General features: G+C 59.7%; 17 protein-coding genes. 1 reads left to right on the top strand and 16 read right to left on the bottom strand.

Annotated elements, in window-relative coordinates:
- Window positions 1-3: 3 nt before the first annotated feature.
- The 8 genes from yqfD to EV586_RS15345 all read right to left on the bottom strand — a co-directional run bounded on the left by yqfD (window position 4) and on the right by EV586_RS15345 (window position 6,681).
- Entirely contained in the window at window positions 4-1,212 is a 1,209-nt protein-coding gene (yqfD, locus tag EV586_RS15380) for a sporulation protein YqfD (protein ID WP_132946007.1), read from the bottom strand.
- Between the two features lie 21 nt (window positions 1,213-1,233).
- Complete coding sequence (yqfC, locus tag EV586_RS15375) at window positions 1,234-1,515, bottom strand: sporulation protein YqfC (RefSeq protein ID WP_132946006.1); 282 nt, start codon at window positions 1,513-1,515, stop codon at window positions 1,234-1,236.
- A gap of 110 nt (window positions 1,516-1,625) precedes the next feature.
- Window positions 1,626-2,093 (bottom strand): hypothetical protein, encoded by a 468-nt coding sequence (locus tag EV586_RS15370; RefSeq protein WP_132946005.1) that lies wholly within the window; start codon window positions 2,091-2,093, stop codon window positions 1,626-1,628.
- Between the two features lie 10 nt (window positions 2,094-2,103).
- Complete coding sequence (gene floA / locus EV586_RS15365; protein WP_165898634.1) at window positions 2,104-3,108, bottom strand: flotillin-like protein FloA; 1,005 nt, start codon at window positions 3,106-3,108, stop codon at window positions 2,104-2,106.
- A 56-nt stretch (window positions 3,109-3,164) separates the two neighbouring features.
- Window positions 3,165-4,535 (bottom strand): NfeD family protein, encoded by a 1,371-nt coding sequence (locus tag EV586_RS15360; protein ID WP_132946003.1) that lies wholly within the window; start codon window positions 4,533-4,535, stop codon window positions 3,165-3,167.
- A gap of 129 nt (window positions 4,536-4,664) precedes the next feature.
- Window positions 4,665-5,108 carry a GatB/YqeY domain-containing protein gene (locus EV586_RS15355; protein WP_132946002.1) on the bottom strand — a complete coding sequence of 148 codons (444 nt, stop codon included), beginning with the start codon at window positions 5,106-5,108 and terminating at the stop codon, window positions 4,665-4,667.
- Between the two features lie 15 nt (window positions 5,109-5,123).
- Entirely contained in the window at window positions 5,124-5,300 is a 177-nt protein-coding gene (gene rpsU, locus EV586_RS15350; RefSeq protein WP_038086206.1) for a 30S ribosomal protein S21, read from the bottom strand.
- 169 nt (window positions 5,301-5,469) lie between these two features.
- The gene (locus tag EV586_RS15345; RefSeq protein ID WP_132946001.1) at window positions 5,470-6,681 is read right to left on the bottom strand and encodes a class I SAM-dependent rRNA methyltransferase; all 1,212 of its coding nucleotides are present in this window, start codon (window positions 6,679-6,681) and stop codon (window positions 5,470-5,472) included.
- A gap of 88 nt (window positions 6,682-6,769) precedes the next feature.
- On the opposite strand from EV586_RS15345, the gene EV586_RS15340 reads away from it, so the two are divergent.
- Window positions 6,770-7,711 (top strand): Na/Pi cotransporter family protein, encoded by a 942-nt coding sequence (locus tag EV586_RS15340; RefSeq protein ID WP_132946000.1) that lies wholly within the window; start codon window positions 6,770-6,772, stop codon window positions 7,709-7,711.
- 3 nt (window positions 7,712-7,714) lie between these two features.
- Here EV586_RS15340 and deoC read toward each other — a convergent pair whose 3' ends face one another.
- The 8 genes from deoC to EV586_RS15300 all read right to left on the bottom strand — a co-directional run bounded on the left by deoC (window position 7,715) and on the right by EV586_RS15300 (window position 16,910).
- Window positions 7,715-8,368, bottom strand: coding sequence for a deoxyribose-phosphate aldolase (gene deoC, locus EV586_RS15335; RefSeq protein WP_243653060.1), 654 nt, complete (start codon window positions 8,366-8,368; stop codon window positions 7,715-7,717).
- 201 nt (window positions 8,369-8,569) lie between these two features.
- Window positions 8,570-9,949, bottom strand: a complete 1,380-nt coding sequence (gene mtaB / locus EV586_RS15330; protein WP_132945998.1) for a tRNA (N(6)-L-threonylcarbamoyladenosine(37)-C(2))-methylthiotransferase MtaB — start codon at window positions 9,947-9,949, stop codon at window positions 8,570-8,572.
- Between the two features lie 3 nt (window positions 9,950-9,952).
- On the bottom strand, window positions 9,953-10,696 hold the full coding sequence (locus EV586_RS15325; RefSeq protein ID WP_132945997.1) for a 16S rRNA (uracil(1498)-N(3))-methyltransferase: 744 nt from the start codon (window positions 10,694-10,696) through the stop codon (window positions 9,953-9,955).
- Between the two features lie 6 nt (window positions 10,697-10,702).
- Window positions 10,703-11,647 (bottom strand): 50S ribosomal protein L11 methyltransferase, encoded by a 945-nt coding sequence (gene prmA, locus EV586_RS15320; protein ID WP_132945996.1) that lies wholly within the window; start codon window positions 11,645-11,647, stop codon window positions 10,703-10,705.
- Window positions 11,648-11,730: 83 nt separating this feature from the next.
- Window positions 11,731-12,852, bottom strand: coding sequence for a molecular chaperone DnaJ (gene dnaJ, locus EV586_RS15315; RefSeq protein ID WP_132945995.1), 1,122 nt, complete (start codon window positions 12,850-12,852; stop codon window positions 11,731-11,733).
- 10 nt (window positions 12,853-12,862) lie between these two features.
- Complete coding sequence (dnaK, locus tag EV586_RS15310) at window positions 12,863-14,692, bottom strand: molecular chaperone DnaK (RefSeq protein WP_132945994.1); 1,830 nt, start codon at window positions 14,690-14,692, stop codon at window positions 12,863-12,865.
- Window positions 14,693-14,761: 69 nt separating this feature from the next.
- Window positions 14,762-15,328: a nucleotide exchange factor GrpE gene (gene grpE, locus EV586_RS15305; protein WP_243653053.1), complete on the bottom strand. Its 567-nt coding sequence runs from the start codon at window positions 15,326-15,328 to the stop codon at window positions 14,762-14,764.
- Window positions 15,329-15,359: 31 nt separating this feature from the next.
- The gene (locus tag EV586_RS15300) at window positions 15,360-16,910 is read right to left on the bottom strand and encodes a TCP-1/cpn60 chaperonin family protein (RefSeq protein WP_132945992.1); all 1,551 of its coding nucleotides are present in this window, start codon (window positions 16,908-16,910) and stop codon (window positions 15,360-15,362) included.
- Window positions 16,911-16,953 lie beyond the last annotated feature (43 nt).

The following is a 16,953-nucleotide window of genomic DNA, read 5'->3' as shown; positions in this document are numbered from 1 at the left end:
CTTCTATTTGGTCGGATCGGCCGGCGGAGCTGCCGGCGCATACCCTTGCGGTTTGCCAATGTTTTCAAGCACTTCACTGAATACTTCTACCTCTAAATTACCATCTTTTATGGTGCTCCGCAAAACTTTTTGTGTGGTGAACGTGCCGTCCTCGCCGATTTTGCCCTGAAGATCCATTCTTGCCAGGCGAAGCGCTTCTTTTTCCGCCTGCTCCTTGGTCAGCGTCACTTTTTCTTCTTTGACTTCGTGATACGTCGAATGGCGGTACTGGATCGGGAAGACAAAGTCACCGATATTCAGCGCCTTGTCCTCGGAGAGCTCCTCGATCTGCTGATACGGGATCTTGCCGTAGCCCCAGATCTGCACCGGATGCCCCCAGAAGGTCAGGAAATGCTTCTCCACCTTTTCCCCGGTATACGCTTTGCGGGTCGTGTTCAGCGGCACGGTGAGCTTGGAGGTGTACCAGACGGCCGCTTTGACGATGCCGTCGGCGTGCACGTTGGTCTTACCGTCCGTCAAGGCGCCGGAGATCAGCACCTGCCCCGGTTTGACGAACGTCTCGCGCTTGACGGCCGCCACGCCGCGGTGCGCCTGGATCGTCTTGACCACGCCTTGCTTGGCGGCGACGATGTTCTGCGGCCGGTTCGACGGCGGTGCGACGCCGGGGACCTTTTCGACCACTTGGATCGTGATCTTCGTGCCTTGGATCTGGATTCCCGTCCAGACGAGCTCGGGGACTTTGTCCAAAATTTGATTCTGCAAAATGTCGGTGTCGGGCAGTCTGCCGATCAAGACGCCCGGGTGAATTCCGATCTCCGATGCCGCCTGCAAAATGCGCTCTTCCTGCACCTCTTTCAACTCGCCGGTCACCTGCACCTCCCAGACGAACGCGGTCAACGTGTAGAGCGCGACGAGGAAGGTCAGGGCGCCTGCGACGAAAAATTTCCGCCGCCACGCCCGCCACGCAAGGAAAGGCACCCCCAGTTTGCGTTCAAAATGAATGCGCGTCCGCGTCCGGCTGAGCAGCCCGCGCAGCGCTTTGACATCCTCCCGGTGCATCCGCAGGCGATAAACGTGTTCGCGCACCTGTCTGATCTCCCAGAACAGAATGCCCTGTTCGGTCGCCCGGTTGAGCAGTTCCGGGATGCGTTCGCCCCGCAGGGTCACGACGACGTAGCCCCGCCAAAAATCAAGCAGCCACCTTCCTACCATGAGCGTTCCTCCTGTTACGGCTTAATCTTTGTATTGGATGCCAGAGATGTTTCCTTCGATCACCACTTCGGCAGGAAAGATCGCTTTGATCGTCAATTCCTTGCCATGCACGTACAGTTCGCCTTGGTTCAGCGCCAGGCGAAGCAAGTCATCTCGAAACTCTTTGACACCGCGATAGTTCTCCACATACAATTGCAGTCCACCGATGAGGGTGATGCGGGGCAGATCGAGGACTGAGTCTTTTGGCACGTCTAACATTTCAGCTGCCAGTTGTTGTACTCGTTGACGCCACTTGGTGCGCACAGCGGTCACCCTCCTTTTCTATGTACATATGCTCGAAACACACTGCCTAGTACGTGTACAAACAAAAGGAGAGACCCCCTTTTCCTGAGAAAAGAAGGTCTCTCCTGGTCTTACTTGCGCCCTCCCGGACGCCACGGCTGCTTCGCGCGCGGCTCGCTGAGCACCTCGCGCAGGATCAAGGCGTTGCGCAGGTTCTTCCTGCTCGTCAGCTGCGCGGAAGCAGGCTCTGACGCAGGCGCGGGCAGGTGCTTCGCGCGCTGGGACGGCGCGGCCGGGCCGGGCGTGCCGCTGCTCATCGGCGGGACCGGTTCTGGTTCCGGAGCGGGTTCCGGAGCAAGCGCAGCGGCCGGCGCAGGAACAGGCTCGGACGGAGCTGCAGCCGCCGGCACCGGTGCCGCTTGCTGCTGGTCGCCGGTGGCCGCCTGAATCAGCTCCTCCAGTTTCTCCTGCCAGGGCCGCTGTTTCTGCTGCTGCTTGGACGCTTCGCTTTTGCCGGCCTCCTCCTTGATCCGCTTCAAGATGTTCCAGATCACGCCGGAAGCGACGATGATCACCCAGCCATATTCGAGAAAATCCATCCTGCTTCACCTACTTCTTGGTGAGGTCTCCGCCTCCAGATTTGTCATCATCGTTCAGGTTGGAGAAGGATGAGCGCATTTCTGTGTCGGCCATCAGGTTCTGCAGGTTGAGATAGTCGACCGCGCCGAGCTTGCCGGAGCGCAGCGCTTCGGCCATCGCGCGCGGGACTTCCGATTCGGCTTCCACGACTTTCGCGCGCATCTCTTCCACGTACGCCCGCATCTCCTGCTCACGGGCGACCGCCATCGCGCGGCGCTCTTCCGCTTTCGCCTGGGCGATGCGCTTGTCCGCTTCCGCCTGGTCGGTCTGCAGCTCCGCCCCGATGTTTTTGCCGACATCGACGTCAGCGATGTCGATCGACAGGATTTCAAACGCCGTGCCTGCGTCCAGACCTTTGGACAAAACGGTCTGCGAGATCGCATCCGGGTTCTCCAACACCTGCTTGTGCGACTCGGCCGAACCGATCGTCGTGACGATGCCTTCGCCGACGCGGGCGAGAATCGTCTCTTCCCCGGCGCCGCCGACGAGGCGATCGATGTTTGCGCGCACGGTGACGCGGGCGCTGACTTTTACTTCGATCCCGTTCTTGGCGACCGCAGCGACGATCGGCGTTTCGATGACGCGCGGGTTGACCGACATCTGCACCGCTTCCAACACGTCGCGCCCGGCGAGGTCGATCGCAGCCGCCCGTTCAAACGCCAGGTTGATGTCGGCGCGCTCCGCTGCGATCAGCGCATTGACGACGCGGTCGACGTTGCCGCCGGCGAGAAAATGGCTTTCCAACTGGTTGGTGGTCAGGTTCAGACCTGCCTTGTGCGCTTTGATCAGCGGGTTGACGATCCGCGACGGAATGACCCGGCGCAAGCGCATCCCGATCAAGGTGAATATCGACACCCGCACCCCGGATGCCCAGGCGGAAATATACAGCATAACAGGAACAAACGTAAAAATAACTGCCAATAAAATGACGCCGATCGCAACCAGGACTAACATCCCGACGAGCGTTGCATCCATCACACATCTCCTCCTTCAAGCTACAGCCTGCAAGCTTGGCTTGCGAAACGCTGATTCTACTTTTGCTCTTTCTCTTCGTCTTGCAGTACCGGAATGACTTTGTTCGACTCCCCGGAGGCTGGCCGCACGACGATCCGCGTGCCTTCGATCAGCACGATCTGCACCTCCGCATCGACCGGCAGCCAACTGCCTTCGCTGACCACGTCGAAGCGCTGCCCTTGGAACACAGCCGTTCCTGACGGCCGCAGCGGCGTGACGGTGCGCCCGGTCTGGTATAGCATGTGGCGGTTGCTCTTCGCCGGCACGTAGCCGTCCGCTTTTTCCTGCTGATCGGTGAGGATGATCTTCTTCCACATCCCGAGATGGCCGAAATACTTAAAGAGCACCGCGCCCAGCACCACCGACAGGATGATCGCCAGCAGCATCGCTTTCAGCCCATAGGACGTGTCATGCGCCGCCAGCACGACGCCGGAACCGAGCGCGATCACGCCGAGCGCCCCGACGATGCCGAACCCGGCGACGAAGATCTCCGCGATCATCAGCACCAAGCCGGCCGCAAACAGGATCACCGACTCCCAGCCCGCAAAGCCGGCCGCCATGTGCCCCCAGAAATACAGCGCCAGACTCGCCCCGCCGATCACGCCCGGGAACAGTTTGCCCGGCACGACGATCTCCCAGGTCAAGCCCATTAGCCCGATCACCAGCAAGAGCGGGATCACCAGCGGCTGGGTGACGAAACGGCCGATCTGCTCGGACAGCGTCGGCTGATAGACATGCATCGCCACATCCCCGTAGCCGTAATGAACAAGCGCCGCTTTCAGATCGGGGAAAATGCCGTCGACCAGTTTGTGCGCCACCGCTTGCTCCGCCGACAAGGAGACCAGTTCGCCTTTTGCTTTCACGCCGGGAATCTCGACGTTGCGGTCGACCATGCCGGAGACGATCTTCGTGTCACGCCCGGTATGCTCGGCGGCGGCGATCATCTCCGCCCGCCAGAAAGCGACCACTTTCGGGTCGGCCTGCTCGCCGTCGCTCTGCCTGACTTCGGCCGCGCCGATCGTCGCGCCCGGCGCCATCGCCAGCTGCGGCGCGTTGATCGCGATGTACGACCCGGCGGAGATCGCTTTGCTCTGCACGAAGGCGATCACCGGGATCTCGGTGCTGCGGATCAGTTCGCCGATCTCCATTGCCGCGTCGACCCGGCCGCCCAGCGTGTCGATGTCGAGCACGATCGCCCGCGCCTGCTCTTCTTCCGCCAGACTGAACGCCCGGCGCAGCGAAGCGGTCAGGCCGGTCTCAATCTCATTTTCCACCGGGATCACAAAAACGCTGCCTTCCGCTGCCGCCTTGGCGTCCGGTGCGGAAAGTCCCGCAAACGGCAGCAGCATCAGCAAACAAATGATCAGACATCGAAATCGCCGTTTCATATTCGCGCCTCCTTCCTCTTGAGCATCTGCATCTCTTTATACGATCCAATTGGCAAAAAGTTGCTAACCTCGCAAGAAAAACACAAAAAGCCATATGCCCAATCGGGCACATGGCTTTTGCACGAATCGTTATTGGAGTTCTGCTTGCACCACTTGGTTCACGAGCTTGCCATCGGCACGCCCTTTCACTTTGGGCATCAGCGCGGACATGACTTTCCCCATGTCCTTCTTTCCAGCAGCGCCGGTCTCCGCGATGACTTCCTTGACGATAGCACGGACCTCATCTTCGGACATTTGCGCCGGAAGATAATCCATCAGGACTGCGATCTCCTGGTTAACATCATCAATCAAATCCTGGCGGCCTGCAGATTCAAATGCTTGGAGGGAATCACGACGTTGTTTGAGTTCGCGATTCAATACGGCGATCACATCATCGTCTGAAAGCGTCGTTTTACTATCGATCTCAGCGTTCTTGATAGCCGTCCGAACCATGCGAATAACCGACAAGCGGACTTTGTCTTTATCCTTCATCGCTTGTTTCATCTCATTGGTAAGGCGTTCGGTTAGACTCATGGTAAAACTGCCTCCTTAGTATTTCTTCTTCTTGCGAGCAGCCTCGGATTTTTTCTTACGGGCAACGCTGGGCTTTTCGTAATGTTTGCGCTTCTTGACTTCCGCGAGAATACCGTCTTTTGCGGTCGCACGCTTAAATCTACGAAGTGCGCTATCCAAAGATTCATTTTTGCGAACCTTGACTTCTGACACCTTGATTTCCCTCCCTCCGCCAAGCAACTACATACCGAATCTACATCCGGTAGACAAGAGAGCAGACAATAGTCCGTCAAAAAACATTATAGTATAGCGGCAAAAACAATGTCAACTGACGGCAGGCTCGTTGCCCTACAATTATAGGGCATCGCCCTGTAGAAGTAAACTATTTTCGGCTTCTCACTTCAAAAACGGCGAATTTCAGGTAATTATTTTCATCCATGCCGTGAATTTTCGGATGGTCGCGGCCGGCGGTGCGGAACTCGACGAGGCGCAGAATTTTCTTCGCATCGATCGCCGCCTCCTGAATCGTTTCGAGGAACAGATCCGGGTGCATGTGGTAGGAGCACGACGCGGTGATCAAAAAGCCGCGCTCTTTGACCAGCTTCATCCCGCGCAGGTTGATCTCCTTGTAGCCGCGCACCGCGCCGGCCACCGCATGCTTCGATTTGGCGAACGCCGGCGGGTCGAGGATCACCGTGTCCCACTGGCGCCCTTCCCGCTCCCACTCACGCAGTTGCTCAAATGCATCGGCGACGACAAATTCAAAATCGGCGTCGTCCTCCATCCCGTTGATCTCGACGTTGCGAATCGCCGTGTCGATCGCGTGCTCGGAGATGTCGAGGCAGGTGATCTGCTTCGCGCCGAACGCCGCAGCGTGTACGGTAAACGAGCCGGTGTGCGAGAAGCATTCCAGCACCGCAGCGCCCGGCTGGCCGTCCACGCCGGTCTGCACGTAGTCTTTGATCGCGGCGCGGTTCTCCTGCTGGTCGAAAAAGTAGCCGGTCTTCTGTCCGCCGACGACGTCGACGATCATCTTCAGGCCGTTTTCCTGAATCACGATCGTCTCGTCCAATTCGCCGTGCAGAAGCCCGGTCGTCTGCTCCAGGCCTTCCAGTTCGCGCACGCCGACATCGCTGCGCTCATAGATCGCTTTGGGCTGGACGACCTGCAGCAGGGCGTCGATGATCTCCTGCTTGCGCACTTCCATGCCGAGCGAGAGGATCTGCACGACGAGCGTGTCGCCGAATTTATCGACGACCAGCCCCGGCAGAAAGTCGGCTTCCCCGTAGACGAGACGGCAGCCGCCCGTGTCGTGCAGCATGCGCTTGCGGAAGTCGTACGCCTCTTGGATGCGGCGGACGAAATAGGCCCGGTCGATCACCTCGTCCGGGTTGTAGGTCATCACGCGCACTTGGATTTGCGAGCGCGGGTTGAAATACCCTTTCGCCAAAAACATGCCGTTGTTGGCGTGGACGGTGACGATGTCGCCCGGATTCGGCTCGCCTTCGATGCGGGCGATCTCGCCTTTGAACACCCAGGGGTGCCCTGCTTCTAAGCGCTTTTTGCGCTTTTTGTTCAGATAAACGCTGGCCATAGTGACAGATCTCCTTTAAATCGTACAAGTCTGTGGACGAGTCTGCATAAGCATCATGTAGAACATCTGCGTCCTGGAGGGAATCGATATGATTTGGAAGTCTCTTTTGCTGTTTGTGCTCGGCATGTCCGGCTTTTTGGCGGGGATGTGGATCATGCGCACCGGGATGGAGCGCATGGCGATCGACCGCCTGCCGCAGATCATCTCCCGCTTTGTCAAAACTCCGACCCGCGGCCTCGTCACCGGCACGGCGCTGTCGGCGCTGATCCACTCCAGCGCCGGGGTCAGCATCATCTCGATCGGCCTCGTCTCCGCCGGGGTGATGACGTTTGCCGACTCGCTTGGCGTCATCCTCGGCACCAACATCGGGACGACCTTTACCACGCAGATGCTGTCCTTCGACCTCGACATGCTGATCATTCCGTCGGTGGTCATCGGCGTCATCCTGTCGCTGGTACTGCGCGGCACCTACAAGTACATCGGGCTCGCCGTGCTCGGCTTTGCGGCGATCTTCCTCGCGCTGGAGCTGATCGAACGGGCGCTGGCCCCGCTCAGCCAGATGCCGTGGTTTAAAGACATCCTCGCCGAGTCTTCACATCACCCGCTGCTCGGTGTGCTCGCCGGGTGTGTGCTGACGGCGATCATCACGTCCTCGACGGCGACGACGATGCTGACGATCGTTTTGGCCGGACAAGGGCTGATCGGCCTCGAAGGGGCGATCGCGATCATCCTCGGCAACAACATCGGCACCTGCATCACGTCGGTGCTCGCCGCGATCGGCCAACCGCTGAATGCGAAGCGGGTGGCGCTGGCGCATGTGATCTTAAATGTGCTCGGCGTGCTGATCTTCCTGCCGTTCATCTCCGCGCTCGCCGATCTGTGCCGGCTGTTCTCCGACAACATCGGCGTGCAGGTCGCAACGTCACACCTGCTGTTTAACGTGATCTCGTCGCTTGCGGTCTGGCCGTTTACGAAATGGTACGCCGATCTCGTGGTCTGGCTGATGCCCGACCGCACGGTGAAACCGTAGCGATCAGTAGCTGGACTTGGCGGTCTGGCCTTGAGCGATCGCCACGCCGGCCGAGCAGCCGAGGCGGTTGGCGCCGGCGTTCATCACGCTGACCGCATCTTCCAGCGAGCGCACGCCGCCGGAAGCTTTGACGCCGACGTGCGGGCCGACAGCCGCGCGCATCAGCGACACGTCTTCCGGAGTCGCGCCGCCGGTGGAGAAGCCGGTCGACGTTTTCACAAAATCAGCGCCGGCCGCTGCCGTCAGCAGCGAAGCGATCGCTTTTTCCAGATCGGTGAGCAGGGATGTTTCGATGATCACTTTGGTCAGCGCCTGATCGCCGACCGCGTCGACCACCGCTTTGATGTCTTCGTAGACCGCTTTCAGTTCGCCCGCTTTGAGCAGGCCGACGGAGATGACCATGTCCACTTCATGCGCGCCTTTAGCCACAGCGTCCTGCGCTTCGAACGCTTTGACCTCCGTCGTGTTCGCGCCCAGCGGGAAGCCGATGACGGTGCAGACTTTGACCTTGCTGCCGGCAAGGTTTTTGGCTGCCCGCGGCACATAGACCGGATTGACGCAGACCGAGAAGAAGTGGTAGGTGCGTGCTTCTTCGCACAGCTTGTCGATCGCCTCCGGGGATGCGTCCGCCTTGAGCAGCGTGTGGTCGATGATCATCGTCGCTTCCGACGCCGGCACCGGCGTGTACGCGCCTGTTTCGATATGTACAGAACCAATCGCAGCTTCAACCGCTGCTTTTGCTTGGGAAAGGATCTCGTTCATTATTTTACCTCCTCTGGCAAACTCGATCGTTATTATATCATTTCCATGTTCCAAGAAAAACAGCCCTCAATCAAGACGAGGGCTGTTGCTGCAGATTTAGATCATCTCCAGCTCCATCGCACCGGCAAACGGGTTGGCCGGAACTTCCGGCTCCTCACGCTCCGTGAAGGTCAGGCGTTCCACGAACGTGCCTTGCGAAAGCTCCGGGCCGGCCGCATCAAGGCGGATCGCGCAGATCTCGCCGAGCAGCTCGTCATCACCGTCGAACTGGACTTTGATGTAGTTGTCGGTGTAGCCGATCAGCTTGCCCGTCTCATCGCGCTCTTCCGGGATCACTTCCAGCGTCTGCCCGATGAACTTGGCCGAATACTGCACCTGCAGGGAGTTGGCCAGTTGAATCAAACGGGTCACCCGCGCCTCTTTCTCCCGCTCCGGCACCTGATCTTTGTATTTCGCCGCCGGCGTGAAATTGCGCGCCGAGTACGGGAACACATGCAGGTCGGCAAAATGCTGATCTTGAATAAAATGATACGTGTTCTCGAAGTCTTCCGCCGTCTCGCCGGGGAAGCCGACGATGACGTCAGACGTGACCGCCAGCTCCGGCAGCGCCACGCGCACCGCTTGCAGGCGCTCGGCGAACTGCTCGACGGTGTACTTGCGGTTCATACGGTCCAGCACGCGATTCGAGCCGGACTGCAGCGGAATGTGCAGATGGCGGACGACTTTCTTCGAACGGGTCAGCACGTCGATCATCTTGTCATCGAGCTCCGAGGCTTCGATCGAAGAGATGCGGATGCGGCGGATCTCCGGCACCTCGCGCTCGAGGTCGACCAGCAGGTCGGCCAGGTTGTAGTTCTCCAGATCGTCGCCGTAGCCGCCGGTGTGGATACCGGTCAGCACGATCTCGTAGTACCCCGCCTCGACCAGTTTCTTCGCCTGCTTGATCACGTTTTGCGGATCGCGGGAACGAATGAAGCCGCGGGAATACGGGATAATACAGAAGGTGCAGAAATTGTTACATCCTTCCTGAATCTTCAGCGACGCCCGCGTTCGGTCATTGAACGACGGCACGTCGAGCTCCTCGAAATGACGTTGCTTGCGGACGGACGCGACCACTTTAAACGGGTTCTTCTCCGACTGCGCCTGCTCCACGTACTCGATGATCTGCTCGCGCCCCTGCGTGCCGATGACGAGGTCCACACCCGGAATCTCCAAAATCTCATCTGGCGCCACCTGCGCATAACAGCCGGTGACGACGACGGTCGCCTCCGGGTTCTTGCGGATCGCGCGGCGAATCATCTGACGCGATTTCTTGTCTCCGGTGTTGGTGACGGTGCAGGTGTTGATCACATAGACGTCTGCCATGTCATCAAATTCGACTTGCGCATATCCTTTCTCGCGAAACAGATGCCAGATCGCTTCTGTGTCGTACGAGTTTACTTTGCATCCCAGCGTATGAAAAGCTACTGTGCTCATGGCTTACCCTCCCATCTCGCCAAATTGATAGCAGATACAAGCTGCGGCGACGAGGCCGGCCGTTTCGGTGCGCATGATGCGCGGACCCAGCGTCACGGGAATCGCTCCCGCCGCCAGCGCCGCTTCGATCTCGCCGTCGGCGATCCCGCCTTCCGGTCCGATCACCACGCAGATGTGCTCCGGCTGCCCATGTTCCTGCAGCACGTCGCGCAGTCCGCGCGCTTTTTCCCCTTCGTACGGCACGATCACCAGGTCAAATCCATCGAGATGATTCAAGAGCTGCTTGAACGTCATCCCGACCCCGACCGATGGGATGATCGTGCGGTGCGCCTGCTCTGCCGCTTCTTTGGCGATCTTCTGCCAGCGCTCACGGCGCTTTTGTTCCTTTTTGTTGTCGTACTGCACGATGCAGCGCGCCATCTCCACGGGCAGGAAGCGGGAAATGCCCGCTTCTGTGCCTTTTTGGACAATCAAATCCATTTTATCACCTTTTGGCAAGCCTTGCGCCAAGGTAATTTTTACGCGCGCTTCCGAAGTGCCCGCCAGCCGTTCCGCGATGCGGCCGGTGACCTGCTCGCTGCCAAGCCCGGTCAGCTCCACGCGGTAGGCGTGTCCGACCCCGTCACAGACGATCACTTCATCGCCCGGCTCCATGCGCATGACGCGGACGATGTGTTTGACATCATCACCGGTGATCGTCACCCTATCCCCTTGAATTCCTTCCGGCTCCACAAAATAGCGCTGCACGTTTGCTCAGCTCCTCTCGAGTTTGGCCACGAGCGCAACCCAGTCTTCTTCGGTGATCGTATCGGTGATGGCAAAGCCGTGCTCCTGCAAGGCGGTGCGCACCAGTTCGGCCTTCTCCTTGATGATGCCCGACGTGATCAAGGTGGCGTTCTCTTTCATCACGGCGGCGGCACTTGGGATCATCAGCAGGATGATCTCGGCCAGGATGTTCGCGACGACCACGTCGAATCGCTCGGTCACGCCTTGCAGCAGGTCGTTGGCGCGGACGGTGACTTTCCCGCTCTCGCCGTTCAGCTCGATGTTTTCGCCGGCGACTTGCACCGCCACCGGGTCGAGGTCGAGCGCCAGCACCCGCTCTGCCCCCAGCTTCGCGCAGGCGATGGAAAGGATGCCCGTTCCGGCGCCGACATCGACGACGGTGTCGCCCGGCTTGAGGACGCGCTCCAGCGTGCGCATGCACAGCGCGGTCGTCGGGTGCGTGCCGGTGCCAAACGCCATGCCCGGGTCGAGCTCGATGATGATCTCATCCTCGCGCTCCGGCACATATTCCTCCCACGTCGGCTTGATCGTCAAGCGCTCGGTCACGCGCACCGGATGGTAGTATTTTTTCCACTCATCCGCCCATTCTTCCTCATCGGCGATGCGAACTGTCACGAGACCCGGCGCCGGGTCGAGCCCGAGTTCGGCCAAGGCGGTCACTTCCGCCTGAATCTCCGCAAGCATCGCTTCCTGCCACGTCTCCAGCGAGACATACGCCTTCACACGCACGCCCGATTCCGGAAAATCGGCCGGGTTCAGCCCGTAGATTTCGCCATAGCGATCTTCCCACGTGCGGGTCAAGTCGCTGCTGTCCTCGATGACGACGCCCGTCGCGCCGTATCGCTCCAGAATCGCCGAAACCGCTTCGATCACCTCTTGCGTGGTGGAGACTTGTACTTCAGCCCACTTCATAAAAACGTCCTCCTCATGTGAAAATCCACAGGTGATAGGATGCCCCAAAATCGGAGCATCCTCCTCTCCTGTGGATGGAAAGATCAGTCGCCTAAAAAAGCTGATTTCAACCGTTCGAACAGCGAGCGTTCCTGCTCGTGCGTCTCTTCGCCCATCGAGGCGGCCAGTTCGCGCAAGAGGTCCTTTTGCTTGTCGTTCAGGTTGGTCGGGGTAACCACGACCACATGCACATGCTGGTCACCGCGCGTGTTGTTGCGGTTCAGATACGGAATCCCGTGCCCGCGCAGGCGGAACACTTTGCCAGACTGGGTGCCCGGCGGGATCTTCATCTTCACCTTGCCGTCGATCGTCGGCACTTCGATCTCATCGCCGAGCGCCGCTTGCACAAAGGTCACCGGCACCTGGCAGTGCACATCTTCGCCGTCGCGCTCGAAGAAGTCATGGTCGCGCACCACGAAGACGATGAACAGGTCGCCTTGCGGGCCGCCTTTTTGCCCCATCTCGCCCGCGCCCGGAATGCGGATGCGGTTGCCGGAATCGACGCCGGCCGGAATGTTGACTTTGATCTTGCGGCGCTTGCGGACTTTCCCTTCGCCGTGGCAGGTGCCGCAGCGCTGCTCGATCTTTTTCCCCGAACCGCCGCAGGTGCGGCAGGTCGTGCGGTTGACCATCCGGCCGAGCGGCGTGGAGATCACCTGCTCCTGCTGGCCGGAGCCGTGGCAGGTGCCGCACTGCGAGACGTTCGTGCCCGGCTTGGCGCCGGAGCCTTGGCAGGTGTCGCACTCTTCCCAGCGCGGGATCTCGACTTCTTTATCTGCGCCAAACGCCGCTTCTTTGAAGTCGATCTGCATCTGGAACTGCAGGTCCTGGCCGCGCTGCGGGCCGCCTCTCTGCCGCCCGCCGCCACCGCCGCCGAAGAACATGTCAAAAATGTCGCCAAAGCCGCCGCCGAAGCCGTCTGCACCGCCGCCGCCAAACGCATTCGGGTCCTGATGACCAAAGCGGTCATAACGGGCGCGCTTGTCGCTGTCGGACAGCACTTCGTACGCTTCGGTCACTTCTTTGAACTTGTCGGCTGCGCTCGGATCGTCTTTGTTGACGTCCGGGTGGTATTGCCTGGCCGCTTTGCGGTATGCTTTCTTGATCTCATCGGGCGTCGCTTCTTTGCCGACGCCCAACACTTCGTAAAAATCTCGTTTACTCACGAGCACTCACTCATTTCTTATCTTCGTCAACAACTTCGTAGTCGGCGTCAACCACGTTGTCGTTCTGAGCTGCGCCGCCTTGTGCGCCGCCGCCTTGCGCCTGTTGTGCCTGTGCCGCCTGCTCATACAGTTTCACCGACAGCTGCTGCACGATGTTGCCGAGCTCTTCGGAAGCCGATTTGATCGCTTCGGTGTCGGTGCCTTCGAGCGCCGCTTTGACTTTGTCTTTCGCAGCGTTGGCGTTGTCGATGTCCGCTTGGTCGACTTTGCCTTCCAGGTCTTTCAGCGTCTTCTCCGTCTGGTAGACGAGGGAGTCGGCGTTGTTGCGGATGTCCACTTCTTCGCGGCGCTTCTTGTCTTCGTCAGCGTTCGCTTCCGCTTCTTTCACCATGCGGTTGATCTCATCATCGGACAGGCCGGTGTTCGAAGTGATGGTGATCTTCTGGATCTTGCCGGTGCCGAGGTCTTTCGCAGACACGTTGACGATGCCGTTCGCGTCGATGTCGAAGGTGACTTCGATCTGCGGGATGCCGCGCGGTGCCGGCGGGATGTCGCCCAGCATGAAGCGGCCGAGCGTCTTGTTATCGCGTGCGAATTCGCGCTCGCCTTGCAGCACGTGGATCTCAACGGAGGTCTGGTTGTCGGCCGCCGTGGAGTACACTTGCGTCTTGGAGGTCGGGATCGTGGTGTTGCGGTCGATCATGCGGGTCATCACGCCGCCCTGGGTCTCGATGCCGAGCGACAGCGGAGTGACGTCGAGCAGTACCACGTCTTTGACTTCGCCGGTCAGGACGCCGCCTTGGATCGCTGCGCCGATCGCAACGACTTCGTCCGGGTTGACGCCTTTGGACGGCTCTTTGCCGATGAACTTCTTCACCGCTTCGACAACGGCCGGGATGCGGGTGGAACCGCCGACGAGCACGACTTTGTCGATCTGGTTAGCAGACAGGCCGGAGTCTTTCAGCGCCTGACGGGTCGGAACCATCGTCGCTTCGACGAGGTCGGCGGTCAGTTCGTCGAACTTCGCGCGGGTCAGGTTGACTTCCAAGTGCTTCGGACCGCTCGCGTCTGCAGTGATGAACGGCAGGGAGATCGTGGTTTGCGCCACGCCGGACAGCTCTTTCTTCGCTTTTTCCGCAGCGTCTTTCAGGCGTTGCAGTGCCATCTTGTCTTTCGAGAGATCGATGCCGTGTTCCTTCTTGAAACCGTCGACGAGGAAGTCGATGATCTTCTGGTCGAAGTCGTCGCCGCCCAGTTGGTTGTTGCCGGAAGTCGCTTTTACTTCGAAGACGCCGTCGCCCAGTTCGAGGATCGAGACGTCGAAAGTGCCGCCGCCGAGGTCGTAGATCAGGATCGTTTGGTCGTCTTCTTTATCCAGGCCGTACGCCAGCGCTGCTGCGGTCGGTTCGTTGACGATGCGCAGCACGTCAAGACCTGCAATGCGACCGGCGTCTTTGGTCGCTTGGCGCTGAGAATCGTTGAAGTAGGCCGGAACGGTGATCACCGCTTGGGTCACTTTTTCGCCGAGGTACGCTTCTGCATCCGACTTCAGCTTCTGCAGGATCATCGCGGAGATCTCTTGCGGGGTGTAGTCCTTGCCTTCCACCGTCTCTTTGTGGGCGGTGCCCATGTGACGCTTGACAGACATGACGGTGTCCGGGTTGGTCACCGCTTGGCGCTTCGCCACGTCGCCGACCATGCGCTCGCCGTTTTTCATCGACAGCACGGACGGGGTGGTGCGGTTGCCTTCCGCATTCGGGATGACGACCGGTTCGCCGCCTTCCATAACTGCAACGCAAGAGTTGGTGGTGCCAAGGTCGATACCGATTACTTTACTCATATTCAAAAGACCTCCTGTGAGTTAAGTTCGTTTGTTGTTTGGTGTATGAAAAGGAATGGGTGCACGGTGTTATTGGCTGACTTGCACCATCGACGGGCGCACGACTTTGTCTTTGACTTTGTAGCCTTTGCGCAGTTCCTGGACGACGGTGTTGGACGGATATTCGTCAGACGCGACCTGCATGATGCCTTCGTGCAGGTTGGGGTCAAACGGCTGGCCGACCGCTTCGATCGCAGACAAGCCTTGTTTCTCCAGCGCGCCGGTCAGCTGGCGGAAGACCATCTCGACGCCGGTGAGCAGCGACTTGACATCGGTCTCCGCGTTCGTTTTCATCGCCATCTCAAACGTGTCGAGCACGGGGAGCAGCTCCTCGATCAGCTTCACGTTGGCATAGGCGGCAAACTCGTCTTTTTCCTGACGGCTTCTGCGGCGGAAGTTGTCAAAATCGGCTTGGGCGCGCAGGTAGCGGGTCTTAAAGTCCTCCGCTTCCGTCGTCAGCCGCGCCACTTCGGCGATCAGCTCTTCGCGGGTGCGCGCATCCGTTTCCGGCGCTGCTGCGTTCTCATCTGCATGTGCTGCTTGCGAAGATTCGGTTTCCACCGCATCATCCTGCAGGTTCTGGTTCTCTTGCTCCATTTTCATCCTCCTTCACGTGGTAAACACGGCGTTAGTCTTCTTGTGCCGATTCATCCTTCATCCGGATGATCGTGTGGATGCGCATGATCGCCACCGTCACTTCGCCGGCCGCCTGCAAGGCATGCAGTTTGACCGGCGTCGGGTCATAGACGCCGCTGTGCAGCATATCGGCCACCGAGCCGTCTTCGCAGTCGATCGCCAACGCGTCCGAACTCTGCTCGATCTGCGCCACGTTCGCTTCTTCCACTTTTTCCAGCGGGTTGAAGCCGGCGTTCTGCACGATCTGCGTCATCGGGCGGCGCAAGGCGCGCGCCACCGCTTCGACGCCGAATCCGGTCATGCCGCGCACCGTCTCCCGCCGCTTCTCCACTTCGCGCGCCGCCCACAGCTCGATCGCGCCGCCGCCCGGCACCACGCCGCCGCGCACGGCCGCCTGGACGGACGCTGCGGCATCTTTGGCGATGCGCAGCCGCTCGCCGACCACCTCTTCGGTGGAAGCGCCGATCAGGATCGTCGCCATCGGCTTGCCCGCGCCTCCGACGATGCGGATGTTCTCCATGCGCTCATCTTCGTAGATCAGTTCTGCAAAGCCCAAAAACTTATGTAGTTCCGTTGTCTCCTTGGCGATCCCGGTGCGTTTGACCGGTCGTGCGCCCGTATGTTCGGCGATCTTGCGCAGGTCTTTTGAGGCCACGCGCTGCACGATCATCACGCCCGCTTCGCCCAGCACTTCTTCCGCGACAGGAGACACTCCCCGGTCGGTAAACACAGCGGTCACGCCCGCTGCGACCAGCCGTTCCAAGTTGGCTCTGAACTGATCTTTATATTGCCGGTACAAGAGAAAACCGGCTTCGGTGCCCAACGCTTCGCTGTCCAGCTCTTCCGCGTCCAGCTCATCATCGATGATCAGCACTTGCGCGCGTTCCACGCGGTCGGGCATCTGCGGCGACATGCGCTGCTTGTCGATCACCGCGCCTTGAAACACTTGCGACTGTGCGCCGACGGCAGCCATCACGCTGTCGGCGAGGCGAAACTCGCTTCTGCGCAGCTTGTCGTATCCGATCAGGCCGGCCGATTCGGTGACGAGGCGCGCGATATCCTGATGCTCGCGCCCTGCCACCATCGCCACCTGATACAGCACATCCCCGTCCAGCTCTTCGAGCGTCCGGGCCCGGCTTTGCATCCGTTCCAGCGCTACCTGCACGCCTTCTTGAATGCCTTCGATCACCCGTGTCACCGGCACGCCGCGCTCAACCTGAGCTACGCCTTCCTGCAGCAGGGCGGCAGCGAGCAGCGTCGCCGTGGTCGTTCCGTCGCCGATCTCCTCCTGCTGGGCGGATGCGACGTTGATCAGCATTTTCGCGGCGGGGTGGACGACCTCCATCTTGTTTAAGATGGTCACGCCGTCATTGGTGATGATCACGTTGCCTTGCGTGTCGACGAGCATCGTATCGAGCCCTTTAGGGCCGATCGTGCCTTCGACAGCCGATGCAATCGCCCGAACAGCCGTGGTGTTCGAATAGAGTGCGGATAAGCGCTCGTCTTGTTCGCTTGCTTTCGGACTGCCAGGGGTCTGACTCATCGGGACATCTCCTTATTTAAAAGAAGGGAAAGCGGTTGGCCTT

The sequence above is a fragment of the Tumebacillus sp. BK434 genome, assembly GCF_004340785.1.
GTDB lineage: Bacteria > Bacillota > Bacilli > Tumebacillales > Tumebacillaceae > Tumebacillus_A.
Note: the sequence above shows the minus strand (reverse complement) of the source record. Positions and strands in the feature narration are given on the sequence as shown.

Bases quoted from the DNA above. Each gene is read 5' to 3' on its own strand.
- yqfD (WP_132946007.1), bottom strand. From the start codon at position 1,212: ATGGTAGGAAGGTGGCTGCTTGATTTTTGGCGGGGCTACGTCGTCGTG.
- EV586_RS15370 (WP_132946005.1), bottom strand. From the start codon at position 2,093: ATGGATTTTCTCGAATATGGCTGGGTGATCATCGTCGCTTCCGGCGTG.
- floA (WP_165898634.1), bottom strand. From the start codon at position 3,108: ATGGATGCAACGCTCGTCGGGATGTTAGTCCTGGTTGCGATCGGCGTC.
- EV586_RS15360 (WP_132946003.1), bottom strand. From the start codon at position 4,535: ATGAAACGGCGATTTCGATGTCTGATCATTTGTTTGCTGATGCTGCTG.
- EV586_RS15355 (WP_132946002.1), bottom strand. From the start codon at position 5,108: ATGAGTCTAACCGAACGCCTTACCAATGAGATGAAACAAGCGATGAAG.
- EV586_RS15345 (WP_132946001.1), bottom strand. From the start codon at position 6,681: ATGGCCAGCGTTTATCTGAACAAAAAGCGCAAAAAGCGCTTAGAAGCA.
- EV586_RS15340 (WP_132946000.1), top strand. From the start codon at position 6,770: ATGATTTGGAAGTCTCTTTTGCTGTTTGTGCTCGGCATGTCCGGCTTT.
- deoC (WP_243653060.1), bottom strand. From the start codon at position 8,368: ATGATCATCGACCACACGCTGCTCAAGGCGGACGCATCCCCGGAGGCG.
- mtaB (WP_132945998.1), bottom strand. From the start codon at position 9,949: ATGAGCACAGTAGCTTTTCATACGCTGGGATGCAAAGTAAACTCGTAC.
- prmA (WP_132945996.1), bottom strand. From the start codon at position 11,647: ATGAAGTGGGCTGAAGTACAAGTCTCCACCACGCAAGAGGTGATCGAA.
- dnaK (WP_132945994.1), bottom strand. From the start codon at position 14,692: ATGAGTAAAGTAATCGGTATCGACCTTGGCACCACCAACTCTTGCGTT.
- grpE (WP_243653053.1), bottom strand. From the start codon at position 15,328: ATGGAGCAAGAGAACCAGAACCTGCAGGATGATGCGGTGGAAACCGAA.
- EV586_RS15300 (WP_132945992.1), bottom strand. From the start codon at position 16,910: ATGAGTCAGACCCCTGGCAGTCCGAAAGCAAGCGAACAAGACGAGCGC.